Origin of the sequence: Citrobacter sp. 506 (genome assembly GCF_050434985.1) — a bacterium.
Lineage (GTDB): Bacteria > Pseudomonadota > Gammaproteobacteria > Enterobacterales > Enterobacteriaceae > Citrobacter > Citrobacter braakii.
Window position 1 is genome coordinate 412,216 of the sequence record NZ_JBNDJN010000005.1, and the last position, 24,525, is coordinate 436,740.

The 24,525-nt window shown below is 51.7% G+C and carries 24 protein-coding genes; 8 read left to right on the forward strand and 16 right to left on the reverse strand.

The window, feature by feature from the left end; all coding sequences use genetic code 11:
• Positions 1-17 precede the first annotated feature (17 nt).
• From atpG to asnC, 11 genes are all read right to left on the reverse strand, one after another.
• On the reverse strand, positions 18-881 hold the full coding sequence (gene atpG / locus ABIE10_RS19660) for a F0F1 ATP synthase subunit gamma (protein WP_016155083.1): 864 nt from the start codon (positions 879-881) through the stop codon (positions 18-20).
• 50 nt (positions 882-931) lie between these two features.
• Positions 932-2,473, reverse strand: a complete 1,542-nt coding sequence (gene atpA / locus ABIE10_RS19665; RefSeq protein ID WP_003023802.1) for a F0F1 ATP synthase subunit alpha — start codon at positions 2,471-2,473, stop codon at positions 932-934.
• Positions 2,474-2,485: 12 nt separating this feature from the next.
• Positions 2,486-3,019, reverse strand: a complete 534-nt coding sequence (atpH, locus tag ABIE10_RS19670) for a F0F1 ATP synthase subunit delta (RefSeq protein WP_006687767.1) — start codon at positions 3,017-3,019, stop codon at positions 2,486-2,488.
• A 14-nt stretch (positions 3,020-3,033) separates the two neighbouring features.
• Positions 3,034-3,504, reverse strand: coding sequence for a F0F1 ATP synthase subunit B (gene atpF, locus ABIE10_RS19675; RefSeq protein ID WP_003827022.1), 471 nt, complete (start codon positions 3,502-3,504; stop codon positions 3,034-3,036).
• A gap of 59 nt (positions 3,505-3,563) precedes the next feature.
• Positions 3,564-3,803, reverse strand: coding sequence for a F0F1 ATP synthase subunit C (gene atpE / locus ABIE10_RS19680; protein WP_003023794.1), 240 nt, complete (start codon positions 3,801-3,803; stop codon positions 3,564-3,566).
• 46 nt (positions 3,804-3,849) lie between these two features.
• The gene (atpB, locus tag ABIE10_RS19685; protein WP_003023792.1) at positions 3,850-4,665 is read right to left on the reverse strand and encodes a F0F1 ATP synthase subunit A; all 816 of its coding nucleotides are present in this window, start codon (positions 4,663-4,665) and stop codon (positions 3,850-3,852) included.
• Between the two features lie 7 nt (positions 4,666-4,672).
• Positions 4,673-5,053 (reverse strand): F0F1 ATP synthase subunit I, encoded by a 381-nt coding sequence (gene atpI / locus ABIE10_RS19690; RefSeq protein WP_003023790.1) that lies wholly within the window; start codon positions 5,051-5,053, stop codon positions 4,673-4,675.
• A gap of 614 nt (positions 5,054-5,667) precedes the next feature.
• Positions 5,668-6,291 (reverse strand): 16S rRNA (guanine(527)-N(7))-methyltransferase RsmG, encoded by a 624-nt coding sequence (rsmG, locus tag ABIE10_RS19695; protein ID WP_141875727.1) that lies wholly within the window; start codon positions 6,289-6,291, stop codon positions 5,668-5,670.
• Positions 6,292-6,394: 103 nt separating this feature from the next.
• Positions 6,395-8,284, reverse strand: a complete 1,890-nt coding sequence (gene mnmG / locus ABIE10_RS19700; RefSeq protein WP_016155085.1) for a tRNA uridine-5-carboxymethylaminomethyl(34) synthesis enzyme MnmG — start codon at positions 8,282-8,284, stop codon at positions 6,395-6,397.
• Between the two features lie 372 nt (positions 8,285-8,656).
• Positions 8,657-9,106 (reverse strand): FMN-binding protein MioC, encoded by a 450-nt coding sequence (gene mioC, locus ABIE10_RS19705; protein ID WP_016155086.1) that lies wholly within the window; start codon positions 9,104-9,106, stop codon positions 8,657-8,659.
• Positions 9,107-9,194: 88 nt separating this feature from the next.
• Positions 9,195-9,653: a transcriptional regulator AsnC gene (gene asnC / locus ABIE10_RS19710; protein ID WP_003023780.1), complete on the reverse strand. Its 459-nt coding sequence runs from the start codon at positions 9,651-9,653 to the stop codon at positions 9,195-9,197.
• Between the two features lie 151 nt (positions 9,654-9,804).
• On the opposite strand from asnC, the gene asnA reads away from it, so the two are divergent.
• Positions 9,805-10,797 carry an aspartate--ammonia ligase gene (asnA, locus tag ABIE10_RS19715; protein ID WP_016155087.1) on the forward strand — a complete coding sequence of 331 codons (993 nt, stop codon included), beginning with the start codon at positions 9,805-9,807 and terminating at the stop codon, positions 10,795-10,797.
• A 3-nt stretch (positions 10,798-10,800) separates the two neighbouring features.
• Here the strand turns inward: asnA and viaA are convergent, their stop codons facing one another.
• A complete protein-coding gene (gene viaA, locus ABIE10_RS19720; RefSeq protein WP_016155088.1) occupies positions 10,801-12,252 on the reverse strand; it encodes an ATPase RavA stimulator ViaA in 1,452 nt (483 codons plus the stop codon).
• Positions 12,246-13,742: an ATPase RavA gene (gene ravA, locus ABIE10_RS19725; protein ID WP_429156782.1), complete on the reverse strand. Its 1,497-nt coding sequence runs from the start codon at positions 13,740-13,742 to the stop codon at positions 12,246-12,248. Before ravA ends, viaA begins: the two co-directional genes overlap by 7 nt.
• Before the next feature lie 330 nt (positions 13,743-14,072).
• Here ravA and kup point away from each other — a divergent pair, with 330 nt between their 5' ends.
• The 7 genes from kup (at position 14,073) to rbsR (ending at position 22,019) form a co-directional block, all read left to right on the forward strand.
• Positions 14,073-15,941: a low affinity potassium transporter Kup gene (gene kup, locus ABIE10_RS19730; RefSeq protein WP_003023768.1), complete on the forward strand. Its 1,869-nt coding sequence runs from the start codon at positions 14,073-14,075 to the stop codon at positions 15,939-15,941.
• A 192-nt stretch (positions 15,942-16,133) separates the two neighbouring features.
• Complete coding sequence (gene rbsD, locus ABIE10_RS19735) at positions 16,134-16,553, forward strand: D-ribose pyranase (RefSeq protein WP_016155090.1); 420 nt, start codon at positions 16,134-16,136, stop codon at positions 16,551-16,553.
• Between the two features lie 7 nt (positions 16,554-16,560).
• Positions 16,561-18,066 carry a ribose ABC transporter ATP-binding protein RbsA gene (gene rbsA, locus ABIE10_RS19740; protein ID WP_003023764.1) on the forward strand — a complete coding sequence of 502 codons (1,506 nt, stop codon included), beginning with the start codon at positions 16,561-16,563 and terminating at the stop codon, positions 18,064-18,066.
• A gap of 5 nt (positions 18,067-18,071) precedes the next feature.
• A complete protein-coding gene (gene rbsC / locus ABIE10_RS19745; RefSeq protein WP_003023762.1) occupies positions 18,072-19,037 on the forward strand; it encodes a ribose ABC transporter permease in 966 nt (321 codons plus the stop codon).
• A gap of 24 nt (positions 19,038-19,061) precedes the next feature.
• Positions 19,062-19,952, forward strand: a complete 891-nt coding sequence (gene rbsB / locus ABIE10_RS19750) for a ribose ABC transporter substrate-binding protein RbsB (protein WP_016155091.1) — start codon at positions 19,062-19,064, stop codon at positions 19,950-19,952.
• A 141-nt stretch (positions 19,953-20,093) separates the two neighbouring features.
• Entirely contained in the window at positions 20,094-21,023 is a 930-nt protein-coding gene (rbsK, locus tag ABIE10_RS19755) for a ribokinase (protein WP_047498819.1), read from the forward strand.
• Between the two features lie 3 nt (positions 21,024-21,026).
• Positions 21,027-22,019: a ribose operon transcriptional repressor RbsR gene (gene rbsR, locus ABIE10_RS19760; RefSeq protein ID WP_016155093.1), complete on the forward strand. Its 993-nt coding sequence runs from the start codon at positions 21,027-21,029 to the stop codon at positions 22,017-22,019.
• On the opposite strand, the gene mdtD is transcribed toward rbsR, so the two are convergent.
• From mdtD to ABIE10_RS19775, 3 genes are all read right to left on the reverse strand, one after another.
• The gene (gene mdtD, locus ABIE10_RS19765; RefSeq protein WP_046276279.1) at positions 21,985-23,412 is read right to left on the reverse strand and encodes a multidrug transporter subunit MdtD; all 1,428 of its coding nucleotides are present in this window, start codon (positions 23,410-23,412) and stop codon (positions 21,985-21,987) included. The genes rbsR and mdtD overlap by 35 nt on opposite strands.
• A gap of 1 nt (position 23,413) precedes the next feature.
• A complete protein-coding gene (locus ABIE10_RS19770) occupies positions 23,414-24,118 on the reverse strand; it encodes a FadR/GntR family transcriptional regulator (RefSeq protein ID WP_016157828.1) in 705 nt (234 codons plus the stop codon).
• A 222-nt stretch (positions 24,119-24,340) separates the two neighbouring features.
• Positions 24,341-24,525: hypothetical protein (locus ABIE10_RS19775; protein WP_429156786.1), on the reverse strand; the 185-nt coding region annotated here is incomplete at its 5' end.

The window sequence follows — 24,525 nt, forward strand, 5'->3', positions numbered from 1 at the left end:
TCTACGAATTAACCTGGTTATACCGCGGATGCACCACCGACGATTTCGGTGAGTTCCTGAGTAATGCTGGCCTGACGAGCTTTGTTGTATACCAACTGCAGCTCTTTAATCAGGCTGCCGCCATTGTCGGTCGCGGCTTTCATCGCCACCATACGTGCGGCCTGCTCGCTGGCCAGGTTTTCTACCACGCCCTGATAAACCTGAGACTCGACATAACGACGCAGCAGGGTATCCAGCAGCGCTTTCGGGTCTGGCTCATACAGGTAATCCCAGGATTTACGCTTCAATTCATCATCATCTGATGCCGGCAGAGGCAGCAGTTGGGTGATGGTTGGCGTCTGAGACATGGTGTTAATAAATTTGTTGCTGACAACGTACAGTCTGTCCAGACGACCTTCATCGTAGGCCTGCAGCATCACTTTAACCGGACCGATCAGTTCGGACAGGGAAGGGTTATCCCCCATGCCGGTTACCTGAGCAATCACATTACCGCCAACGGAGTTAAAGAAAGACACGCCCTTAGAGCCGATCATTGCGATATCGCACTGAACGCCTTTATCGGACCATGCTTTCATATCCGCCAGCAGCTTTTTGAACAGGTTAATGTTCAAGCCACCGCACAGACCACGGTCGGTCGACACCACCAGGTAGCCCACGCGCTTAACGTCGCGTTCTTCCAGGTAAGGGTGCTTATATTCCAGATTACCATTCGCAAGGTGACCAATCACTTTGCGCATGGTCTCTGCATAAGGACGGCTGGCCGCCATGCGATCCTGCGATTTACGCATTTTGGAAGCGGCGACCATCTCCATCGCTTTAGTGATCTTCTGCGTGTTCTGGACGCTTGCGATCTTACTACGTATCTCTTTTGCGCCGGCCATGAGCTTCTCCTCAATGCCTTGCGGTCCGCCCTAAAGCAGACCGCCAGACGTTACCAGGACTGGGTTGCCTTGAAGGAATCGAGGATAGCTTTCAGCTTGCCTTCGATTTCATCGTTATAGCCACCGGACTGGTTGATCTCTTGCATCAGCGGAGCGTGGTCACGGTCAACGTAAGCCAGCAGAGCGGCTTCAAAGCTACCGATTTTCGCCAGTTCCACATCTTCGAGGTAACCGCGTTCAGCCGCAAACAGCACCACACCCTGCTGTGCTACAGACATTGGGGCATACTGTTTCTGCTTCAGCAGTTCAGTTACTTTCTGACCGTGGCTCAGCTGCTTACGAGTAGCTTCATCCAGGTCGGAAGCGAACTGAGAAAACGCTGCCAGTTCACGATACTGCGCCAGTGCGGTACGAATACCACCGGACAGTTTCTTGATGATCTTGGTCTGCGCTGCGCCACCTACACGAGATACGGAGATACCCGGGTTAACTGCCGGACGAATACCGGAGTTGAACAGGTTGGTTTCCAGGAAGATCTGACCATCTGTAATGGAAATTACGTTGGTCGGAACAAACGCAGAAACGTCACCCGCCTGGGTTTCGATAATCGGCAGAGCGGTCAGGGAGCCGGTTTTACCTTTAACTTCACCATTGGTGAACTTCTCAACGTATTCCGCGTTTACGCGGGATGCGCGCTCCAGCAGACGGGAGTGGAGGTAAAATACGTCGCCCGGGAATGCTTCACGTCCTGGTGGACGACGGAGCAGCAGGGAAACCTGACGGTAAGCAACAGCCTGTTTAGACAGGTCATCGTAAACGATCAGCGCGTCTTCACCGCGGTCACGGAAGTATTCGCCCATTGCGCAACCGGCATATGGCGCCAGGTATTGCAGAGCAGCAGATTCAGACGCGGTCGCCACAACAACGATGGTGTTGGACAGTGCGCCGTGTTCTTCCAGTTTACGAACCACGTTAGAAATGGTGGACGCTTTCTGGCCGATAGCCACGTACACACATTTGATACCGGAATCACGCTGGTTGATGATGGCGTCGATTGCCATCGCGGTTTTACCTGTCTGACGGTCACCGATGATCAGCTCACGCTGGCCACGACCGATTGGGATCATGGCATCAACAGATTTATAACCTGTCTGTACTGGCTGGTCGACGGACTGACGTTCGATTACGCCTGGTGCGATAACTTCGATTGGCGAGAAGCCATCGTTATCAACCGGACCTTTACCGTCAATTGGGGAACCCAGAGTGTTCACCACACGACCCAGCAGGCCACGGCCAACCGGAACTTCCAGAATACGACCCGTACACTTAACCTTCATGCCTTCGGCGAGGTCAGCGTATGGACCCATCACAACGGCACCTACGGAGTCGCGCTCCAGGTTCAGTGCGATAGCGTAACGGTTACCCGGCAGGGAAATCATCTCACCCTGCATACAATCGGCCAGGCCGTGAATGCGGATAACACCGTCACTTACAGAAACAATAGTACCTTCGTTGTGAGCTTCGCTCACAACATTGAACTGAGCAATGCGCTGCTTGATCAGTTCGCTGATTTCGGTGGAATTCAGTTGCATGCTCCAGTCCCCTTAAGACTGCAAGACGTCTGCAAGGCGCTCAAGACGGCCGCGTACGCTGCCATCAATGACCATATCACCCGCTCGGATGATTACGCCTGCCATTACAGACTTATCGATTTTGCAATTCAGCTTAACTTTGCGTGACAGACGTTTTTCCATCGCTGCACTAATCTTCGTAAGCTGTTCATCACTCAGTGCATTGGCAGAAGTGACTTCTACCTCAGAGATAGCCTCACTAGCTGCACGCAGATGAATAAACTGCTCAAGAACATCCGGGAGCGCATTCAGACGGTTATTTTCAGCCATTACCCTAATCAGGTTTTGGCCGCTTTCGTCCAACTGCTCACCGCACACGGCGATAAACGACTCAGCGAGCGTTTCCGGCGCCAGCGCGCCAGAGAGAAGCTCTGCCATTTGTTCGTTTTTCGTCACCTCAGCGGCAAACGTCAGCATATCCTGCCAACGGTCAACGCTTTGGTGCTCAACGGCAAAGTCAAAAGCTGCTTTGGCGTAGGGGCGAGCTACCGTAATAAATTCAGACATCAGCCCCTCCCTCCTTACAGTTCAGCGACAAGTTTGTCCACGATGTCGCTATTAGCAGCTTCATCCACGGAACGTTCGATGATCTTCTCGGCGCCAGCAACAGCCAGGATAGCAACTTGCTTACGCAGCTCTTCGCGAGCACGTTTACGCTCGGCGTCAATTTCCGCCTGCGCCTGTGCCACGATTTTAGTACGTTCCTGCTCTGCTTCAGTTTTAGCTTCGTCCAGGATCTGAGCACGGCGTTTGTTCGCCTGCTCGATGATTACCTGAGCTTCCGCCTTCGCTTTTTTCAGCTGGTCGGTCGCGCTGGCCTTTGCAAGGTCAAGATCCTTATGTGCTCGTTCTGCAGAAGCAAGGCCGTCAGCAATTTCTTTTTGACGTTTTTCGATGGCAGCCATTAAAGGCGGCCATACGTACTTCATGCAGAACAGAACGAACAGGACAAACGCGATGGCCTGGCCGAGGATTGTTGCGTTAAGATTCACAGCACAATGCCTCTATCTAGTTAACGTTCTGATATTGCTCTTAATTCAAGCAACGCTTACTACGCGACAGCAAACATCACGTACAGACCCAGACCTACAGCGATCATTGGGATTGCATCCACCAGACCCATAACGATAAAGAACTGAGTACGCAGCAGAGGAATCAGATCCGGTTGACGCGCTGCGCCTTCCAGGAATTTACCCCCGAGGATGCCGATACCGATCGCAGCACCGATTGCCGCCAGACCCATCATCACAGCGGCAGCAATGTACAGCAGATCCATATTCAGGTTTTCCATGACAGTCTCCAGTTTGTTTCAGTTAAAACGTAGTAGTGTTGGTAAATTAATGCTCTTCAGATGCCATCGACAGATAGACAATCGTCAGAACCATAAATATGAAGGCTTGCAGCGTGATAATCAGTATGTGGAAAATGGCCCATGGCACATTCAGGATCCACTGTGACCACCACGGCAACAGACCAGCAATCAGAATGAAAATCAGCTCACCGGCATACATGTTGCCGAACAGTCGCAGACCAAGAGAAATTGGTTTGGACAGCAGGCTTACCCCTTCAAGGATTAAGTTGACAGGGATGAACGCCCAGTGATTGAACGGCTGCAGCGTCAACTCTTTCGCGAAGCCGCCGATGCCTTTCATTTTGATGCTGTAGAACAGAATGAGGATAAATACGCCCAGCGCCATCGACAGGGTGATGTTCACGTCGGCAGACGGAACTACACGCAGAGCCGGCAGGCCAAAGATATGCTCACCGATGTACGGCAGCAGGTCGATAGGCAGCAAATCCATCAAGTTCATCAGGAATACCCAGACGAAAATCGTCAGGGCCAGCGGAGCAATCAGCTTGCTTTTGCCATGGTACATGTCTTTCACGCTACCATGCACAAAGCCGATTACCAGCTCAATCGCGGTCTGAAATTTACCTGGTACGCCGCTGGTCGCCTTTTTAGCTACGCTACGGAACATAAGCAGGAACAACAGACCCAGAACCACCGAGAAGAAAATGGAGTCAATATTGAGCGTCCAGAAGGTGGCTGGGGGGTTGTGCGGATCCACCAGCGAGAATGTACGTAGGTCCAACTGAAGGTTATTCAGATGGTGTCCTATGTAATCCTGCGGCGTCATATTTTCTGAAGCCATGATGCCTTTACCCTTTGTTGTTAATTACAGCCGGCGCCAGTATCTGAACCACCAGCACCAAAACCCACGTAACGATCAGCGGCATGAATACCGCTTTCAAAACAGCCAACGCCACCACCAGCAAAACCAGCATAGCTAACACCTTGAAGGCTTCGCCGAAGGCGAACGTCCAGGCTACTCGGCCTTTAGCTGGTGTATGCGCCTGGTGACGCCAGGCAAATATCATAAACAACACATTAGGCAGTAACACTGCCAATCCACCGCACAATGCGGAGATGCCCCAGAAAGGGTCTTTGAGGCTAAACAGCAATCCACTTGCTATTACCGCCAGAAACTGTGTGAGCAAAAGCTTACGAGCAACGTTTCGACTCAAGAGCGACATAGACATCACGTTTTTACTCCTGCTCCCTTCGAGGTATGCCGCGTGTCGTATAAAACGTTCTTTATGGCTTAGAGTCAAGCATCAAAAAGCGGTCAAATTATACGGTGCGCCTTCGTGATTTCAAACAATAAGTAGCTAAAAAGTGAATAAATGTTTAAATATTTTTCGCTACCCCACATTTATCACTTTTAAGCAAACTGTGAACGATCATGCAAAACTGCAAATGCCGCGTAAATACTGGCGGCAAAGCGTGCACCAGATCACATATTGAACATATTCACCTTCGCATAATTTATTTACGTGGCAAATGATGCCTTTTCATCTTTTTGATATTTAAGCGTAAAAATAGCCACTATTTCAAAAACAACAGCTAACAACAAAAAAACCACGCATTGACATTTATAATAAAAAATTAACATAACGGGTGGTTCTTACGTTCTATTTTTAGCAGACTGATATTTTCACAGCTGACTTGTTTCGCTTTTAACAAAAAACGGTACGTTATAGTTATGATGCAAAACCGTAAGGCGCTAGTGAATTGTAACGACATTTAACCACACTATTCCCTATGACTTTTAACACCTGAATAGCCGTTTTTTTTCTATTTTTTTTGATAAAAATTAAATTTTGTTTGGCTTAATAACCACCAGATGACGTTCACCATCCAGTTGCGGAACGCGTAATTTTTCGACCAACTCGACGCTGAATTCTGCAGGCAACGTAGCAATTTCATCTTCTGGCAACTGCCCTTTTAGCGCATAAAAACGCCCATCCAGTCCAGGCAAATGATGGCACCAACTCACCATATCAGTAAGTGACGCGAACGCACGGCTAATGACCCCATCGAACGGCGGCTCTGAAGGGAATTCTTCAACTCGGCTTTGCACAGGAGTGATGTTAGTAAGCGCAAGCTCATGCTGCACCTGACGCAAGAAACGGACGCGTTTTCCCAGACTATCCAGCAGTGTGAAATGCGCTTCAGGGCGCACGATAGAGAGAGGAATACCCGGCAGGCCCGGTCCCGTACCCACGTCAATAAAACGCTCCCCCTTCAGATACGGCGCGACGACAATACTGTCCAGAATATGGCGCACCAGCATTTCGTTGGGATCCCGTACCGACGTCAAATTGTACGCTTTGTTCCATTTGTGCAGCATATCGACATACGCAATCAGCTGATTTTTCTGGTGATCGGTAAGAGAAATACCAGCATCAGCCAGCAGACGAGAGAGTTTGTTGAGCACGGTCGTTACCTGTTCATAATCAATTTCCCGATGCGCTATAGCTTATCGGGACTACAAATTTGTAGGGCGGGCAGGCGAAGCGCCCGCCGCCAAAATAGTGTTATCAAGCGCTGCGGCGCAGCATACCTTGTTTCTTCAGCCATACCAGCAGAATGGAAATGGCGGCAGGCGTTACGCCAGAAATACGCGATGCCTGGCCGATCGATACCGGTTTGTGATCGTTCAGCTTGGCGATAACTTCATTCGACAAGCCTGAGACCTGACGATAATCCAGCGTTGCAGGCAACAGGGTGTTCTCATTACGCTGTTGTCTTTCGATTTCTTCCTGCTGACGGGCGATATACCCTTCGTATTTCACCTGAATCTCAACCTGTTCCGCGGCCTGAGCATCGTCGAGCGCTGGTGCGAACGCAGATAAAGAGGTCAACTGAGCATAGGTCATATCCGGGCGGCGCAGGAGATCTTCACCGCTGGCTTCACGAGACAAAGGCGTAGCCAGGTGAGCATTCACTTCTGCTGCAGATTCCGCTAACGGATTTACCCAGGTTGATTTAAGACGCTGACGTTCCTGTTCGATACGCTCCAGCTTCTCGTTGAAACGAGCCCAGCGCTCGTCGTCCACCAGACCCAGTTCACGACCAATTTCGGTCAGACGCAGGTCGGCGTTATCTTCGCGCAGCATCAAACGGTATTCTGCGCGTGAGGTGAACATACGGTACGGTTCTTTGGTGCCAAGCGTACACAGATCGTCCACCAGTACACCAAGATAAGCCTGATCGCGACGCGGTGCCCAGCCGTCTTTCTCAGCAGACAAGCGTGCGGCGTTCAGACCCGCCAGCATCCCTTGCGCGGCAGCTTCTTCGTAACCGGTAGTACCGTTAATCTGGCCCGCAAAGAACAGACCCTGGATGAATTTGCTTTCCAGAGTGGGTTTCAGGTCGCGCGGATCGAAGAAGTCATACTCAATCGCGTAGCCAGGACGGACGATTCTGGCATTTTCCATTCCCTGCATGGAGCGGACAATTTGCATCTGCACATCGAACGGCAAGCTGGTGGAGATACCATTCGGATAAATTTCGTTAGACGTCAGTCCTTCCGGCTCGAGGAAGATCTGATGCTGATTACGATCGGCAAAGCGCATCACTTTGTCTTCGATCGACGGGCAGTAGCGCGGACCGATACCTTCGATCACGCCAGCGTACATCGGGCTACGATCGAGGTTATTGCGGATCACGTCATGGGTTCTCTCATTGGTATGCGTGATGTAACACGGCATCTGACGCGGATGTTGAGAAGCATCGCCCAAGAATGAGAAGACCGGCATCGGGTTATCGCTGTTTTGCTGGCCGAGCACGCTAAAATCAATAGTGCGTGCATCGATACGCGGCGGCGTACCGGTTTTCAGGCGGCTGACGCGCAAAGGCAGTTCACGCAGACGGCGTGACAGCGGGATAGACGGCGGATCGCCAGCACGGCCGCCGCTGTAGTTGTCCAGACCAATATGAATTTTGCCGTCAAGAAAAGTCCCTACGGTTAACACAACCGCTTTGGCACGGAACTTCAGTCCCATTTGGGTCACTGCACCCACAACACGATCGTTTTCAACAATCAGATCTTCAACCGCCTGTTGGAAGATCATCAAGTTGGGTTGATTCTCGAGTGCGGTGCGTACTGCCTGGCGATAGAGCACACGGTCGGCCTGAGCTCGGGTAGCACGAACGGCTGGCCCTTTGCTGGCGTTTAGTATCCTAAACTGGATACCTGCATGGTCGATCGCTTTTGCCATCAACCCACCAAGCGCATCCACTTCTTTTACCAGGTGTCCCTTCCCAATACCGCCGATCGCCGGGTTGCAGCTCATCTGTCCCAGAGTGTCGATATTGTGTGTCAAAAGCAGAGTCTGTTGACCCATTCGCGCCGCGGCCATTGCGGCCTCGGTGCCTGCATGACCCCCGCCAATGATGATGACGTCAAAAGGATCCTGATAAAACATGGTAATTGCCTCGCATAACGCGGTGTGAAAGTGGATTGAAGCCCGGGCCGTGGATTCTACTCAACTTTAGTCGATCGAGAAAGCCCTGGGATCCTGGGTATTAAAAAGAAGATCTTTTTATTTAGAGATCTGTTTTATTGTGATCTCTTATTAGGATCGCAACTTTCTGTGGATAAGGGCGATCCTTTGAATAAGATCAACAGGTTGTTGAGGATCATTAGCTGTGAATGATCGGTGATCCTGGCCCGTATAAGCTGGGAGCAGAATGAAGGGTTATACACAACTCAAAAACTGAACAACGGTTGTTCTTGGGATAACTACCGGTTGATCCAAGCTTTTAACCAGAGTTATCCACATAAAAAAGTACGATCTTTACAAATCTCTGAGCAATGGATGCCAGGATCCCAGCCAAATTTCAGCTGGATCTTCCGGAATTTCATGTTCCAGTACGTTGATCCTGAGCGTTTCGCCGATCTGTTTTGCCCCGCAGGCTTTCAGTTCAGCTTCCAGCTTGTCGATTGCGCCGCAAAAGGTGTCATATTCACGACTGCCGATCCCGATTGCACCAAAGTGCACTTGTGAAAGGTCCGGTTTTTGCTCGCATAAGGCATCATATAAAGGCTGCAGGTTGTCAGGAATGTCTCCCGCACCGTGCGTGGAGCTAATAATCAGCCAGATCCCATCAGTCGGGACCTCTTCAAGCATTGGCCCATGCAGTATTTCGCTGGAAAAACCCGCGTCGTCCAGTTTTTCAGCCAGATGCTCTGCTACATATTCCGCACTGCCAAGCGTGCTGCCGCTGATAAGAGTGATTTCTGCCATGATCGCCCACCTTTATAAAGAGGGCGTATTGTACGCTGTGAGCGAGCTGGGATCTACCTGTGGAAAAATAGGGGATTAAAAAAAGCGATCATGGCTTGATGGTACGCATGATCGGGTTTTGCAGGACGATCAGGGTCTCCGTGGACTGAATTTCATCAATTGTTTGGATCTTGTTGATAAGTACCTGCTGTAACGCGTCGATCGACTTGCACATCACCTTTATAAAGATGCTGTAGTGCCCGGTGGTGTAATACGCTTCGGTCACCTCATCGAGGCTTTCCAGTCTGGCCAACGCTGACGGATAGTCTTTCGCACTTTTCAGGATGATGCCGATAAAGCAACCGACGTCATAGCCTAACTGTTTGGGACTAACATCAATCCGCGCGCCGGTAATAATCCCGGCCTGCTTCATCTTCTCTACGCGAACGTGAATTGTCCCCGGGCTAACGCCGAACTGTTTGGCCAATTCGGCATAGGCCGTTCGGGCATTTTCCATCAGGGCGTCAAGAATGCCGCGGTCCAGATTGTCGATCTGATAATTTTCCATAGGTTTTTCTTATGTAGATTAATGATTCCCTCTATTTTAGACGTTAATTTTAACGAATCAAAATCGAAGACGGCTTTTTGTTTGTTGATTATTGAATATTACCTACATTCTGTTGCTTAATCATAGGCAACAGGACACAGGAGTACACATAATGAAAACCGCTTACATTGCCAAACAACGTCAAATTAGCTTCGTAAAATCTCATTTTTCTCGTCAGCTGGAAGAGCGTTTAGGTCTGATCGAAGTTCAGGCTCCGATCCTCAGCCGCGTAGGAGATGGCACGCAAGATAACTTGTCGGGCTGTGAAAAAGCGGTGCAGGTGAAGGTTAAAGCATTGCCAGACGCTCAATTCGAAGTGGTTCATTCACTGGCGAAGTGGAAGCGTCAAACATTAGGACAACACGACTTTAGCGCAGGCGAAGGGCTGTACACGCATATGAAGGCCCTGCGTCCTGATGAAGACCGCCTTTCCCCGCTGCACTCAGTGTATGTTGACCAGTGGGACTGGGAGCGCGTGATGGGCGACGGCGAGCGTCAATTCTCCACTCTGAAAAGCACGGTAGAGGCTATCTGGGCGGGAATTAAGGCTACCGAAGCTGCGGTGAGCAAAGAGTTTGGTCTGGCACCGTTCCTGCCAGAGCAGATCCACTTTGTTCATAGCCAGGAACTGTTATCTCGTTATCCGGGTCTTGACGCAAAAGGTCGTGAACGTGCGATTGCTAAAGAGCTGGGCGCGGTATTCCTGGTGGGGATCGGCGGCAAGCTCAGCGACGGTCACCGCCATGATGTACGTGCGCCGGATTATGATGACTGGAGTTCAGCGTCCGAGCTGGGTCACGCCGGTCTGAACGGTGATATTCTGGTCTGGAACCCGGTACTGGAAGATGCGTTTGAGCTGTCTTCTATGGGGATCCGTGTGGATGCTGACGCTCTGAAACATCAGCTGTCTCTGACCGGAGATGAAGATCGTCTGAGTCTGGAATGGCACCAGGCGCTGCTGCGCGGTGAAATGCCACAGACGATTGGTGGAGGAATTGGGCAGTCGCGTCTGACCATGCTGTTGCTGCAATTACCACACATTGGTCAGGTTCAGTGTGGCGTATGGCCGGCACAGGTACGTGAAAGCGTCGCCTCTCTGTTGTAAGAATTAACGCCGCCAGCGTCTGAGCAGGCGGCTTCGCATCCCGGTATCAAAGCGCCAGATATGATCGAAAATGCGCATGATACCGGGTTTACCATGTGCTGACATCGCCACCGCGTGAAAACGGTGTTGGTGCACCCGCTGTAATTCCCCCACTTTGCTGACAACCTCATCGGGCAATCGCTGTGCGATAAAATCTGAGATCACCACCGCATCAGCATCAAACCATTCCCGACCCTGCATGCGCTCAGTAATGGCGCGAAAACAGCTGGCAATATCGGTACCGCCGCGAAAGCGCTGACTTAAAAAACGGATCGCCTGTTCGATGCCCTCCGGGCCGGATAGCTCATAGCGCACTACTTCTGTTGAAAACAGCATGATGAAACAGCGTCGGTTATCGGCAAGGGCGACGCGCATTAGCGCCAGGCAAAAGGCTTTCGCACACTGCTCATTAAACCCGCCCATCGATCCCGAAGTATCAACGCAGACGATAAACGGTCCGCGCGGTTGCTCGTCAAAATCCTGATGCACCACGGGGCGTTCCGTGACTTTCTCACGCCATGCTTCGCCGTGCAGGCGATAGGTCAACAACTGCTTTTCCACCAGTCGTCGGTAGAACTCGTATTCCAGTTCGGTAATGCCCAGCGTGGCCAGTTCCGGCGGCAGCAGGCGCAGGATATCGTCGCTTTGCTGGATGCCATCTACTTGCTCCGGGACGGTTGCCGGTTCGCGCACCAGGGTACGGAAGGTTTCCATTGGCGCATCTTTTCGCGGTACGGATTTCGCTTCTCTGGAACGGCCTAACTGCTCAGCCAGACGCTGGAGTTCAGGTTGTTGCGTCAGGAATTCGCCATATTTCACCATCAACTGATAATCACCGCGCTTGATTTGACCTGCGCTCATATCCCACAACCGGCCTGCGGCGTTGTCATTTTCTGCCAGTACGGGTTCCAGTTGCCCGCTAAGGGTCATCCGTTCCTGTACTTCACTGAGCAAATGCTCGCGCTCTTCTTCCAGCAGTTGCTGATTCAGCGTTGTGGTTTGCACCACCAGGCTCAGGCGCCAGCGCTGGAGAAAAAGCGTATGTAGGGCAGGCGTAAACGCGCTGTTGTCATTGACCAACTGCTGCGCTTGTCCGGCCCATGGCGAATGGAGGTGGTGTAATAGCGACAATATTTGCGGTAGCTGGACGATAAACTGCGCATGAGAGAGGAGCTGGCTTTGTTGATAGCATATAACCTCTTCCGCTAACTCCGGCGGTACATGGGTATCTTTGAGGCGGCTACGCAAAGATTCACGCCAGCGGGGAATATCGTCAGTGATCGCTTTTTTAAGACGAGGGAATTTGTTAAAAAATACCACCATCTTCGGAGAAGCCAGTAGGGCGACGATCATCTCTTCGATCATCGCTTCTTCACTGACTGCCAGCATGATGTTGAGTGTATCAAGGGTCAGCATTGTTGCGCCTGGCGGATTTGTGCCCCGACATCCTGCAGGCTGGCCTCAATGCGGCCTAACCAGTCGCTATGAATAAACAGACATTTTTGCTGCTCGCTAAATGCGCTGTGCTGCTGATGCCACTCGTTATCGAGCGCTTCAAGCTCCTGTTTTATTTCTGCGGGCATACTCTCTTGTGATGTACCGGGCAATGCCAGGCGAGAGCCTTGTAAGCTGACGTCGCGTACAACCAGGTGCTGCGCGCTATCCACTTCCATGTTCAGCGTCTGGGCAAAACCAATGCCGTTTAATTTTCCGCGGATCTCACCGCCTTTGGTTAACCACAGTTCCAGCGCGCTACGTTCGAAAGCAATATGGATAACTTCCATATCATGCAGCTTTAAGGGCTTTTGCAGTAATAATGTCACGACGGAAGACGTGGCCTCCGGCGGTAAATCATAATGAGGACGACGGCTGAACATGCCGCCCTGACGGATCACGGTGAATGCTGTTTTATCGCTCTGCTGCTGCTGGAGCTGAATGCGGCGCTGCACAATACTGCCCAGACGGGTCAGCATGGCTTGTTGTTGCCATGCGTGTCCGGTCATCAATATTTCCAGCTGCTGCTGCATCAGATTCAGGCTTTGTGCGTCGTACCACAGGCAGTCTTTCAGCAGGATCAGATCGATGGGAACTACCGCATCACGTCCGCTAAAGAAGGCGCTGGCCTGGAGCAAGCGAATGGCTTTTTTCCAGCGACGATCGGACACGTAGGGGGCATTCGGTAGCGTGTCCAACTGCTGGCGCAGCATGAAAATAAGCTCAAACACGCGATCGGGAAGCGTGAGGGCGCCAATGTCCTTTTGCCACTGGTAATACTCTTCATCCGTTACCTGTAACGATGCCGGGACCGGATTGTCGCTTTCATCCTGCTGACTTAACAGCATCGAGCGGAAGTTGGCCTTGTCCTGGACTTTATCCAGCCACAGACGAATCAGCATACGGTCGTACAGCGCTTCCAGGCTGCTGTCTGCTTCAGGCAGTTCGTTGGAGGCTGCCACCAGCAGGCGCATCGGGATTTTCTCTTCATGCGCGCCGTTGCGGAAGTGGCGTTCGTTGATGGCGGTCAGCAGGGTGTTAAGAATCGCCGGTCCCGCCTTCCAGATTTCATCGAGAAAGACGATTTCAGCTTCAGGGAGATAGCCTGCCGTTAAGCGTTCATAGCGACCTTCGTCTTTTAACGCCTGAATGGACAGCGGGCCGAAAACCTCTTCCGGCGTAGAGAAGCGCGTCATCAGATATTCGAAGGCGCGAGCATTTTGAAAGGCAAATTTCAGTCTGCGGGCAATTAAGCTTTTCGCGATCCCGGGAGGACCTAATAAGAAAACGCTCTCGCCGCTAAGTGCAGCCAGCAGACACAGACGAATGGCGTGGCTACGTTCATAAAGTCCCTTTTCCAGCGCATTGCTCAGACGGGAAATTCTTTCCGCTAATAAATGTGGGTGAGCCATAATGAAGTGGCGTCCTTTCGCCAAATGTACTGCATAAACAGCGAGTATAGATGCTTCACACCAGTGCAGTAATAGACTGAAGGTGCGCTTATTTTTCTTTGAGCCAGATTAATCTGGTCTCATTTAGGGGTACGATTTTGCGATTAATCGTGCATACTGTGCGCCTTTTTGTGGGCCAAGGGACGACGCACACATTTCTTATATATACACCAAATCAATCAAGCTGCACCAAGGCGGCAATGGAGTTTTCTTCTGGGATGGGGGGAATAACGAATGCAGCCCACGCGGAGGTGGCTTGAAAGATGATGTGTATAAACGAAAGACGAGTCTATGAGCACTGATAATAAACAATCATTGTCTGCGATTACCCTTGCGGCCATTGGGGTTGTCTACGGTGATATTGGTACCAGCCCACTTTATACGCTTCGTGAATGTTTGTCCGGCCAGTTTGGTTTTGGCGTTGAACGTGACGCCGTATTTGGCTTTCTCTCGCTGATTTTCTGGCTGCTGATCTTTGTTGTCTCCATTAAATACCTGACGTTTGTCATGCGCGCGGATAACGCCGGAGAAGGCGGGATCCTGACGCTGATGTCATTGGCCGGGCGTAATACTTCAGCACGAACAACCTCCATGCTGGTGATTATGGGGTTGATTGGCGGCAGCTTCTTCTATGGAGAAGTGGTGATAACGCCTGCTATCTCGGTGATGTCGGCGATTGAAGGTCTGGAGATCATTGCCCCGCAACTGGATACCTGGATTGTTCCGCTCTCGATAATCGTACTGACCCTGCTGTTTTTGATTCAAAAACACGGTACCGGCATGGTCGGTAAGCTGTTTGCGCCGATTATGCTGTTGTGGTTCCTGACGCTGGCGGTGTTAGGCGTGCGCAGTATTATTGGCAATCCGGAAGTGCTGCAGGCGCTCAATCCATATTGGGCGGTGCATTTCTTCCTCGAATTCAAAACGTTGTCCTTTATTGCGCTGGGTGCGGTGGTGTTGTCGATTACCGGTGTTGAAGCGCTGTATGCGGATATGGGCCACTTTGGTAAGTTGCCGATTCGCCTGGCATGGTTCTCCGTGGTATTGCCTTCGCTGGTACTGAACTATTTTGGTCAGGGGGCGTTGCTGTTAAAGCATCCTGAAGCGATTAAAAACCCGTTCTTCCTGCTGGCGCCGGACTGGGCGCTGATACCGCTCCTGATCCTCGCCGCGCTGGCAACGGTTATCGCTTCACAGGCGGTTATCTCCGGCGTCTTCTCACTGACGCGTCAGGCCGTGCGTCTGGGGTATTTATCGCCGATGCGTATCATCCATACCTCGGAAATGGAGTCGGGCCAGATCTACATTCCTTTCGTTAACTGGATGCTCTATTTTGCAGTGGTTATTGTGATTGTGAGCTTTGAACACTCCAGCAATCTGGCTGCGGCGTACGGGATTGCGGTGACGGGGACGATGGTGCTGACCTCAATTCTGTCGACCACCGTGGCGCGCAAAAACTGGCACTGGAATAAATACTTCGTCTTCCTGATCCTGGTGGCGTTCTTGTGCGTCGATGTTCCGCTGTTCTCCGCGAACCTCGATAAACTGATTTCCGGCGGTTGGCTGCCTCTGACGCTGGGTCTGGTGATGTTCACCATCATGACTACCTGGAAAAGCGAGCGTTTCCGTCTGCTGCGTCGCATGCATGAGCACGGCAATTCTCTGGAGGCGATGATTGCCTCTCTGGAGAAATCACCACCGGTACGCGTGCCGGGAACGGCGGTGTACATGTCTCGTGCATTGAACGTCATCCCGTTTGCGCTACTGCATAACCTCAAACATAACAAGGTCCTGCATGAACGCGTTATTCTGCTGACGCTGCGCACGGAAGATGCGCCATATGTTCACAATGTGCGTAGGGTGCAGATTGAGCAGTTATCGCCCACCTTCTGGCGCGTGGTGGCCAGCTACGGTTGGCGCGAAACGCCGAACGTTGAAGAAGTGTTCCATCGCTGCGGTCTGGAAGGCTTAAGCTGTCGGATGATGGAAACCTCGTTCTTCATGTCGCATGAGTCGTTGATTGTTGGCAAACGACCATGGTATCTGCGTCTGCGCGGCAAGCTGTATCTGCTACTACAACGCAATGCGCTGCGCGCCCCGGACCAGTTTGAAATCCCACCGAACCGGGTTATTGAGCTCGGTACTCAGGTCGAGATTTAATCTCATCGACGCCCTCTTTCATCGCGAAAGGGGGCGTTTTGTTTTGTCCCTCCCAGTTTTCATTTCATCGAATGATAATCCTTGCGAAACGTTTCGATGGCGATCACATTTTCGTAACTTCGCGGTGGTTTTATGTCCACTCTTCGCTCTACACTTATCTTCAGCGAAACGTTTCGCTAGTGGGGAAAGAAAATGAAGAAAGGCACGGTACTCAACTCTGAAATTTCATCGGTGATCTCCCGTCTGGGGCATACCGATACGCTGGTGGTGTGTGATGCAGGTTTACCCATCCCGAATAGCACAACGCGTATCGATATGGCATTAACCCAGGGCGTACCTTCTTTTATGCAGGTACTGGATGTGGTGACACGTGAAATGCAGGTCGAGGCGGCCATTCTCGCGACGGAAATTAAACAACATAATCCGCAACTCCACGAAACGTTGCTCAGCCACATTGAGCAACTGCAACAACACCAGGGAAACACCATAGAAATTCGTTACACCACGCATGAACAATTCAAAAAACAAACCGCAGACAGTCAGGCGGTAATTCGCAGCGGAGAGTGTTCTCCGTATGCGAATATCATTCTCTGTGCTGGCGTCACGTTCTGAGGCCATCATGAACGCATTACTGCAACTCAAAGGGATCGATAAAGCGTTCCCGGGCGTAAAAGCGCTATCCGGCGCCGCGCTGAATGTCTACCCAGGCCGCGTAATGGCGCTGGTGGGCGAAAACGGCGCGGGCAAATCCACCATGATGAAAGTGCTGACCGGGATCTATACCCGTGATGCCGGTTCTTTATTGTGGTTGGGAAAAGAGACCACCTTTAACGGCCCTAAATCCTCCCAGGAAGCTGGAATCGGTATCATCCACCAGGAGCTGAATTTGATCCCGCAACTCACTATCGCCGAGAACATTTTTCTTGGCCGTGAGTTCGTTAATCGCTTTGGCAAAATTGACTGGAAGAAGATGTACGCCGAAGCCGATCTGCTGCTTGCCAAACTGAATCTGCGCTTTAAAAGCGACAGACTGGTCGGTGAACTGTCGATTGGCGATCAGCAGATGGTTGAAATTGCCAAAGTGCTGAGCTTTGAATCGAAGGTCATCATTATGGATGAACCGACGGATGCGCTCACCGATACCGAAACCGAATCCCTGTTCCGCGTCATTCGCGAACTTAAATCCCAGGGACGCGGCATTGTCTATATTTCTCACCGCATGAAAGAGATCTTCGAGATTTGTGACGACGTGACCGTTTTTCGCGACGGGCAGTTTATTGCCGAGCGTGAAGTCGCCTCGCTGACCGAAGACTCGCTGATTGAAATGATGGTGGGACGTAAGCTGGAAGATCAATACCCGCGCCTGGAAAAAGCGCCGGGTGATATTCGCCTTAAGGTCGATAACCTGTGCGGCCCTGGCGTAAACGATGTTTCATTCACGCTGCGTAAAGGCGAGATCCTTGGCGTATCGGGGCTGATGGGTGCCGGACGTACCGAGCTGATGAAAGTGTTGTACGGCGCATTGCCGCGCACCAGCGGTTACGTCACGCTTGATGGCCATGAAGTGGTCACCCGTTCGCCGCAGGATGGGTTGGCTAACGGCATCGTCTATATTTCTGAAGACCGTAAACGCGATGGTTTAGTGCTGGGCATGTCGGTGAAAGAGAACATGTCACTAACCGCGCTGCGTTATTTCAGTCGCGCTGGTGGAAGCCTTAAACATAAAGACGAGCAGCAGGCGGTAGGTGATTTTATTCGTCTGTTCAATGTTAAAACGCCATCGATGGAACAGGCTATCGGTCTGCTTTCTGGCGGTAATCAGCAGAAAGTGGCGATTGCGCGCGGTCTGATGACCCGACCAAAAGTCCTGATCCTCGATGAACCAACGCGCGGCGTTGACGTTGGGGCTAAAAAAGAAATCTATCAGCTTATCAACCAGTTTAAGGCCGATGGGCTGAGCATCATTCTGGTCTCCTCTGAGATGCCAGAAGTATTGGGCATGAGCGATCGAATTATCGTTATGCATGAAGGGCATCTCGGCGGTGAGTTCACTCGCGAGCAGGCCACTCAGGAAGTATTAATGGCTGCCGCTGTGGGCAAGCTTAATCGCGTGAATCAGGAGTAAAAAAGATGACTACCCAGGCTGTTTCTGGTCGCCGTTATTTCACTAAAGCATGGCTTCTGGAACAAAAGTCGCTCATCGCTCTGTTAGTGCTGATCGCGATTGTTTCCACCATGAGCCCTAACTTTTTTACCGTTAATAACCTGTTCAACATCCTCCAGCAAACGTCGGTGAACGCCATCATGGCCGTTGGCATGACGCTGGTTATCCTGACGTCGGGGATCGATCTGTCTGTCGGTTCTTTGCTGGCGCTTACCGGTGCGGTTGCGGCTTCCATTGTAGGGATTGAAGTCAATGCGCTGGTGGCTGTCGCTGCGGCCCTGGCGCTCGGTGCTGCTATTGGCGCGGTAACTGGGGTGATTGTCGCGAAAGGCCGGGTACAGGCGTTTATCGCGACCCTGGTGATGATGCTGCTGCTGCGTGGTGTGACCATGGTATACACCAACGGCAGTCCGGTTAATACCGGGTTTACTGACAATGCCGATCTGTTTGGCTGGTTTGGTATTGGTCGTCCGTTAGGCGTCCCTACGCCTGTGTGGATTATGGGGATTGTCTTCCTCGCGGCGTGGTACATGCTGCACCACACTCGTCTGGGTCGTTATATCTATGCGCTGGGCGGTAACGAAGCGGCAACGCGCCTGTCCGGTATCAGCGTAAGTAAAATCAAAATTATCGTTTACTCCCTGTGTGGTCTGCTGGCATCGCTGGCGGGCATCATTGAAGTAGCGCGCCTCTCCTCTGCGCAACCGACGGCAGGTACTGGCTATGAGCTGGATGCTATCGCCGCGGTGGTGTTAGGTGGTACCAGCCTGGCGGGCGGTAAAGGACGTATTGTTGGGACGCTGATCGGCGCATTGATTCTTGGTTTCCTCAATAATGGTTTGAATTTGTTAGGTGTATCCTCCTATTACCAGATGATCGTCAAAGCGGTGGTGATTTTGCTGGCGGTACTGGTAGACAACAAAAAGCAGTAACAACGATTACAGGACATCTTAAATATGAACATGAAAAAACTGGCTACCCTGATTTCTGCTGTTGCGCTGAGCGCCACCGTGAGCGCGAATGCGATGGCGAAAGATACCATTGCGCTGGTGGTCTCCACCCTCAACAACCCGTTCTTTGTTTCTTTGAAGGATGGGGCGCAAAAAGAGGCCGATAAGCTGGGCTACAACCTGGTGATTCTGGACTCACAGAACAACCCGGCGAAAGAGCTGGCTAACGTTCAGGATTTAACGGTTCGTGGAACTAAAATTCTGCTGATTAACCCGACGGACTCCGATGCTGTTGGTAACGCTGTGAAGATGGCTAACCAGGCGAAAATTCCGGTTATCACCCTTGACCGCGTTGCGTCCAAAGGCGAAGTAGTAAGCCATATTGCATCTGATAACGTGCTGGGCGGTAAGATTGCGGGCGATTACATCGCGAAGAAAGCGGGTGAAGGCGCGAAAGTTATCGAACTGCAGGGTATTGCCGGTACTTCAGCGGCGCGTGAGCGTGGCGAAGGTTTCCAGCAGGCTGTTGCGGCACACAAATTTAACGTACTGGCCAGCCAGCCGGCCGACTTTGACCGCACCAAAGGTCTGAACGTCATGCAGAACCTGCTAACCGCGCATCCTGACGTGCAGGCCGTATTTGCCCAGAACGATGAAATGGCGTTGGGTGCTCTGCGCGCACTGCAAACCGCGGGTAAATCTGATGTGATGGTGGTTGGATTTGACGGTACTCCAGATGGCGAAAAAGCAGTAAATGATGGCAAACTGGCTGCGACCATTGCTCAGCTGCCGGATCAGATCGGCGCGAAAGGCGTTGAGACTGCGGATAAAGTCCTGAAAGGCGAGAAGGTTCAGGCTAAATATCCGGTTGACCTGAAGCTGGTCATCAAGCAGTAATACCGATTCAGGTCGCTCGCGGCCTGATGGAGACATAAAGACGCCATCCCCGTATCGGGTTTTGGGGATGAAAGCGTAAAAAGAAAAGCAGGGCACGCGCCACCCTAATCCGGTGGCGCACTTTGACTTGGAACACCAAATATGAAAACCGCAGGCAACCTCGTTGTTCTTGGCAGTATCAATGCCGATCACATCCTCAACCTTAACTCTTTCCCGACACCTGGTGAAACCGTAACCGGTAACCATTATCAGGTCGCATTTGGTGGTAAAGGCGCGAATCAGGCTGTTGCTGCGGGGCGTAGTGGCGCGAATATCGCATTTATTGCCTGTACGGGTGATGATGATATTGGCGAAAGTGTTCGTAAACAGTTAGCCAAAGATAATATCGATATTGCGCCGATTAGCGTAATTTCGGGGGAATCGACCGGTGTGGCGTTGATTTTTGTGAATGGTGAAGGTGAGAACGTCATCGGCATTCATGCTGGTGCGAACGCGGCACTTTCGCCTGCGCTGGTGGAAGCTCAGCATGAGCGTATTGCCCAGGCGTCTGCCTTACTGATGCAGTTAGAGTCGCCGATCGAAAGCGTACTGGCTGCGGCAAAGATTGCACATCAAAATAAGACCACGGTAGCCCTTAACCCGGCCCCGGCACGTGAACTTTCTGACGAACTGCTGGCGCTGGTGGATATTATTACCCCGAATGAAACCGAGGCTGAAAAGCTCACGGGAATCCGGGTTGAAAACGATGAAGACGCGGCCAAAGCTGCGCATGCATTGCACGCGAAGGGGATCCATACTGTACTGATTACCTTAGGCAGTCGCGGTGTGTGGGCCAGCGTAAATGGTGAAGGTCAGCGTGTGCCAGGGTTTAAAGTGGACGCCGTTGATACCATCGCCGCTGGGGATACCTTTAACGGCGCGTTAATTACAGCGTTACTGGAAGAGACTCCGCTGCCTGAAGCGATCCGATTTGCACATGCCGCTGCGGCGATTGCGGTCACCCGTAAGGGCGCTCAGCCTTCCGTTCCATGGCGCGAAGAAATAGAAGCGTTTTTAAGTCAACAGAGGTAACGCTTGGCTACAATGAAGGACGTCGCCCGCCTGGCGGGGGTTTCCACGTCGACGGTTTCTCACGTCATTAATAAAGATCGCTTTGTCAGTGAGTCTGTCACTGACAAAGTTGAAGCGGCGATTAAAGAGCTTAACTACGCGCCCTCAGCACTGGCGCGTAGTCTCAAGTTAAACCAGACCCACACTATTGGCATGTTAATCACTGCCAGTACCAACCCCTTTTATTCCGAGCTGGTGCGCGGCGTTGAACGTAGTTGTTTTGAACGCGGTTACAGCCTGGTGCTGTGCAATACCGAAGGTGATGAACAGCGCATGAACCGTAATCTGGAAACGTTAATGCAAAAACGGGTGGACGGCTTGCTGCTGCTCTGCACGGAAACACATCAACCTTCCAGGGAGATCATGCAACGCTATCCTTCTATACCGACCGTCATGATGGACTGGTCGCCTTTTGATGGTGAAAGCGATCTGATCCAGGATAACTCCCTGTTGGGCGGGGATTTAGCCACTCAACATCTTATCGAAAAAGGTTTTACGCGCATTGCCTGCATCACCGGGCCGCTGGATAAAACTCCGGCGCGTTTACGTCTGGAAGGATATCGGGCGGCAATGAAGCGGGCGGGGTTGCCGGTCCCGGAAGGTTACGAGATTACCGGTGACTTTGAGTTCGGCGGCGGCTTTGAAGCTATGCAAACGTTGCTGTCGCATAAACAGCGACCGCAGGCCGTTTTTACCGGCAATGATGCCATGGCGGTTGGCGCGTATCAGGCTCTGTACCAATCGGGATTGCGCATTCCGCAGGATATGGCGGTGGTGGGTTATGATGATATCGAGCTGGCGCGCTATATGACGCCGCCGCTGACGACCATCCATCAACCAAAAGATGAACTGGGCGAACTGGCCATCGATGTATTAATCCACCGGATGGCGCAGCCCGCATTACAGCAACAGCGCCTGCAACTTACTCCTGTTTTGATGGAGCGGGGGTCGGTTTAGGATTATGTCGCTCTTTAATCAGGTTACGTCCATCTTTTGCTTTTAGCAGCATGAACATCAGCGCAGACACTACCGTGATAGCGCCCATCGTCATAAAGGTGTAGTGGAACTGCTCGACCGTATTGGTTCCTTCCATACCTTCATAGATACGCAGAACGGCAGCGCTGATGGCGACCCCTAAACTGATTGATAACTGCTGAGTAACGGCCAGCACACTGTTGCCGCTGCTGGCGTTTTCATCGGTCAGGTCTGCCAGAGTGATGGTATTCATGGAGGTAAACTGGGTGGACATCGCCATACCCAAAATGAACAACGGCAGGATCAACATCCAGACCGGCATGGCGGGAGATTGCAATGCGAACTGCGCAATCATCAGGCCGATAAATACCGTAACACCCACCAGTGTGGTTCTGTAGCCGAGCCGGCGCAGCACCTGCGTCACCATTGATTTCGCCAGTATTGATCCCAGCGCCGTTGGCGCCATCATGCAACCGGCTATCAGCGCCGGGTATCCAAAGCCTACCTGCAACATCAGCGGCATTAAGAAGGGCACGCACCCTGTACCCAGACGAGTGGCAAGGTTTCCGGCGATCCCGACGGAAAAAGTTCGGGTCTTAAATATAGGAAGCGATATAAGCGGCGTTGGGTGACGACGCGCGTGGCGAATGTAGGCGAGCAGTAACAGAATGCTGGCAAGAATAATGCTGAGCGCTATCCAGGTCTCGACAAGCTTCTCACCGAACAGCTCTACCCCGCTGGAAAACAACACCAGGCTCAAACCAAACAGAAAGAAACCGGTCATATCAAAACCGCGGCGCGGCGTGGTGAAGTTCGGCATATATTTGCGGGCATAGAAGATACCGGCAACCCCAATTGGAATATTAATCAGGAAGATCCAGTGCCAACTGGCCCACGTGACCAGTACACCGCCCAATACTGGACCTAAAATCGGCCCCACAAGTCCAGGCATGGTTACGAAGTTAAGCACGGGAAGCAGTTCGCTGCGGGGGTAAGCACGTAATAATGCCAGACGGGCAACGGGCATCATCATGGCGCCGCCAATGCCCTGAATGACGCGGAAAATCACCAGTTCGCTTAGGGAGCTGGACAGCGCACAGGCCAGCGAACCCAGCGTAAACAGGCTAACAGCTATCATAAAGACGCGCCGGGTACCGAACCTGTCTGCCAGCCATCCACTCACCGGGATCAGCATCGCGACCGTCAGGGTGTAACTGATAATGGCCGACTGCATGGCGAGCGGAGAGCGGTTAAGGCTGTGTGCTATTGCGGGTAAGGCGGTATTGAGGATCGTGGCGTCTAGTGCCTGCATAAAAAAGGCCATGGCTGCTATCCACGGTAGCCCGGCCATACTGCGTGATTTCTTTTCTGACATATTATTTATCCGGTAGCACGTTCGGTGCTATCAGCAATGCCTGACAGGCAGCGAAGGCGCGATCGCCATCGCTCTCATCTATTGCGTCGACAATGGCCTGGTGTAAATCCAGCTTGACCACGTCGTTATAGGTAATAGAGGTAAAGTAGGTCTGGTAAACGGAATGGAAGAGTGACGCGAAGGAGATAAGGAACGGGTTCGCACTCATTTCATAGATGTGTTCATGCCAGGCGATATCAACCTCAATCCAACGCTCGCGTCTGAAGTTTCTTTTCAGCTCGACCATTTCTTCCATCAGCGTGTTGAGATGCGCTTTCTGTTCTGCCGTACCTATAGTCGCCGCCAGTAAACACGCCTGAGGCTCCAGGCTGATACGCATCACCAGAAAATGTTTAATGACCTGAGAGAAATTATCTTCTGTCATCCACCAGGTGAGCAGCTCCTGGTCGAGGAAGTTCCAGTTTGCCTGCGGCATGACGCGTGTACCAATACGCGGGCGCGGTAATACCATACCTTTTGCCGTTAACGTCTTTACCGCTTCTCTTACCGCGGTACGACTCACGCCAAACTGATCGCCCAGCTCTATTTCGCCAGGCAATATAGCGCCCGGTGCGTATTCACCTTTTAATATTCGCTGAGCCAGCTTTTCGGCCAGAACGTAGGACAGGTTTTTCTGTGCGGCTAGCTGTTGGGCATTTAACGGCATGAATGGTTTTCCTTACTTTATTTCTTATTCATTAGTATGCCACCTGGAAGTGTTATTGCGGCTGCAAAAACGGCAATTTGCTTATTTTATGGCATGTTAATGGTGGTTTTGCTGAAAAAACACGCACTCGGAAAGTTATTTTAAATTTCCCCTTGTCAGCCTGAAATAACTCCCTATAATGCGCCTCCACTGACACGGAACAACGGATTACAAACCGCCGGGTCAGCGGAGAAAAGCGAAAATAAACGCTTGACTCTCCAGCGGGATGGCGTAATATGCACACCCCGCGCCGCTGAGAAAAAGCGAAGCGGCACTGCTCTTTAACAATTTATCAGACAATCTGTGTGGGCACTCGAAGATACGGATTCTTAACGTCGCAAGACGAAAAATGAATACCAAGTCTCTGA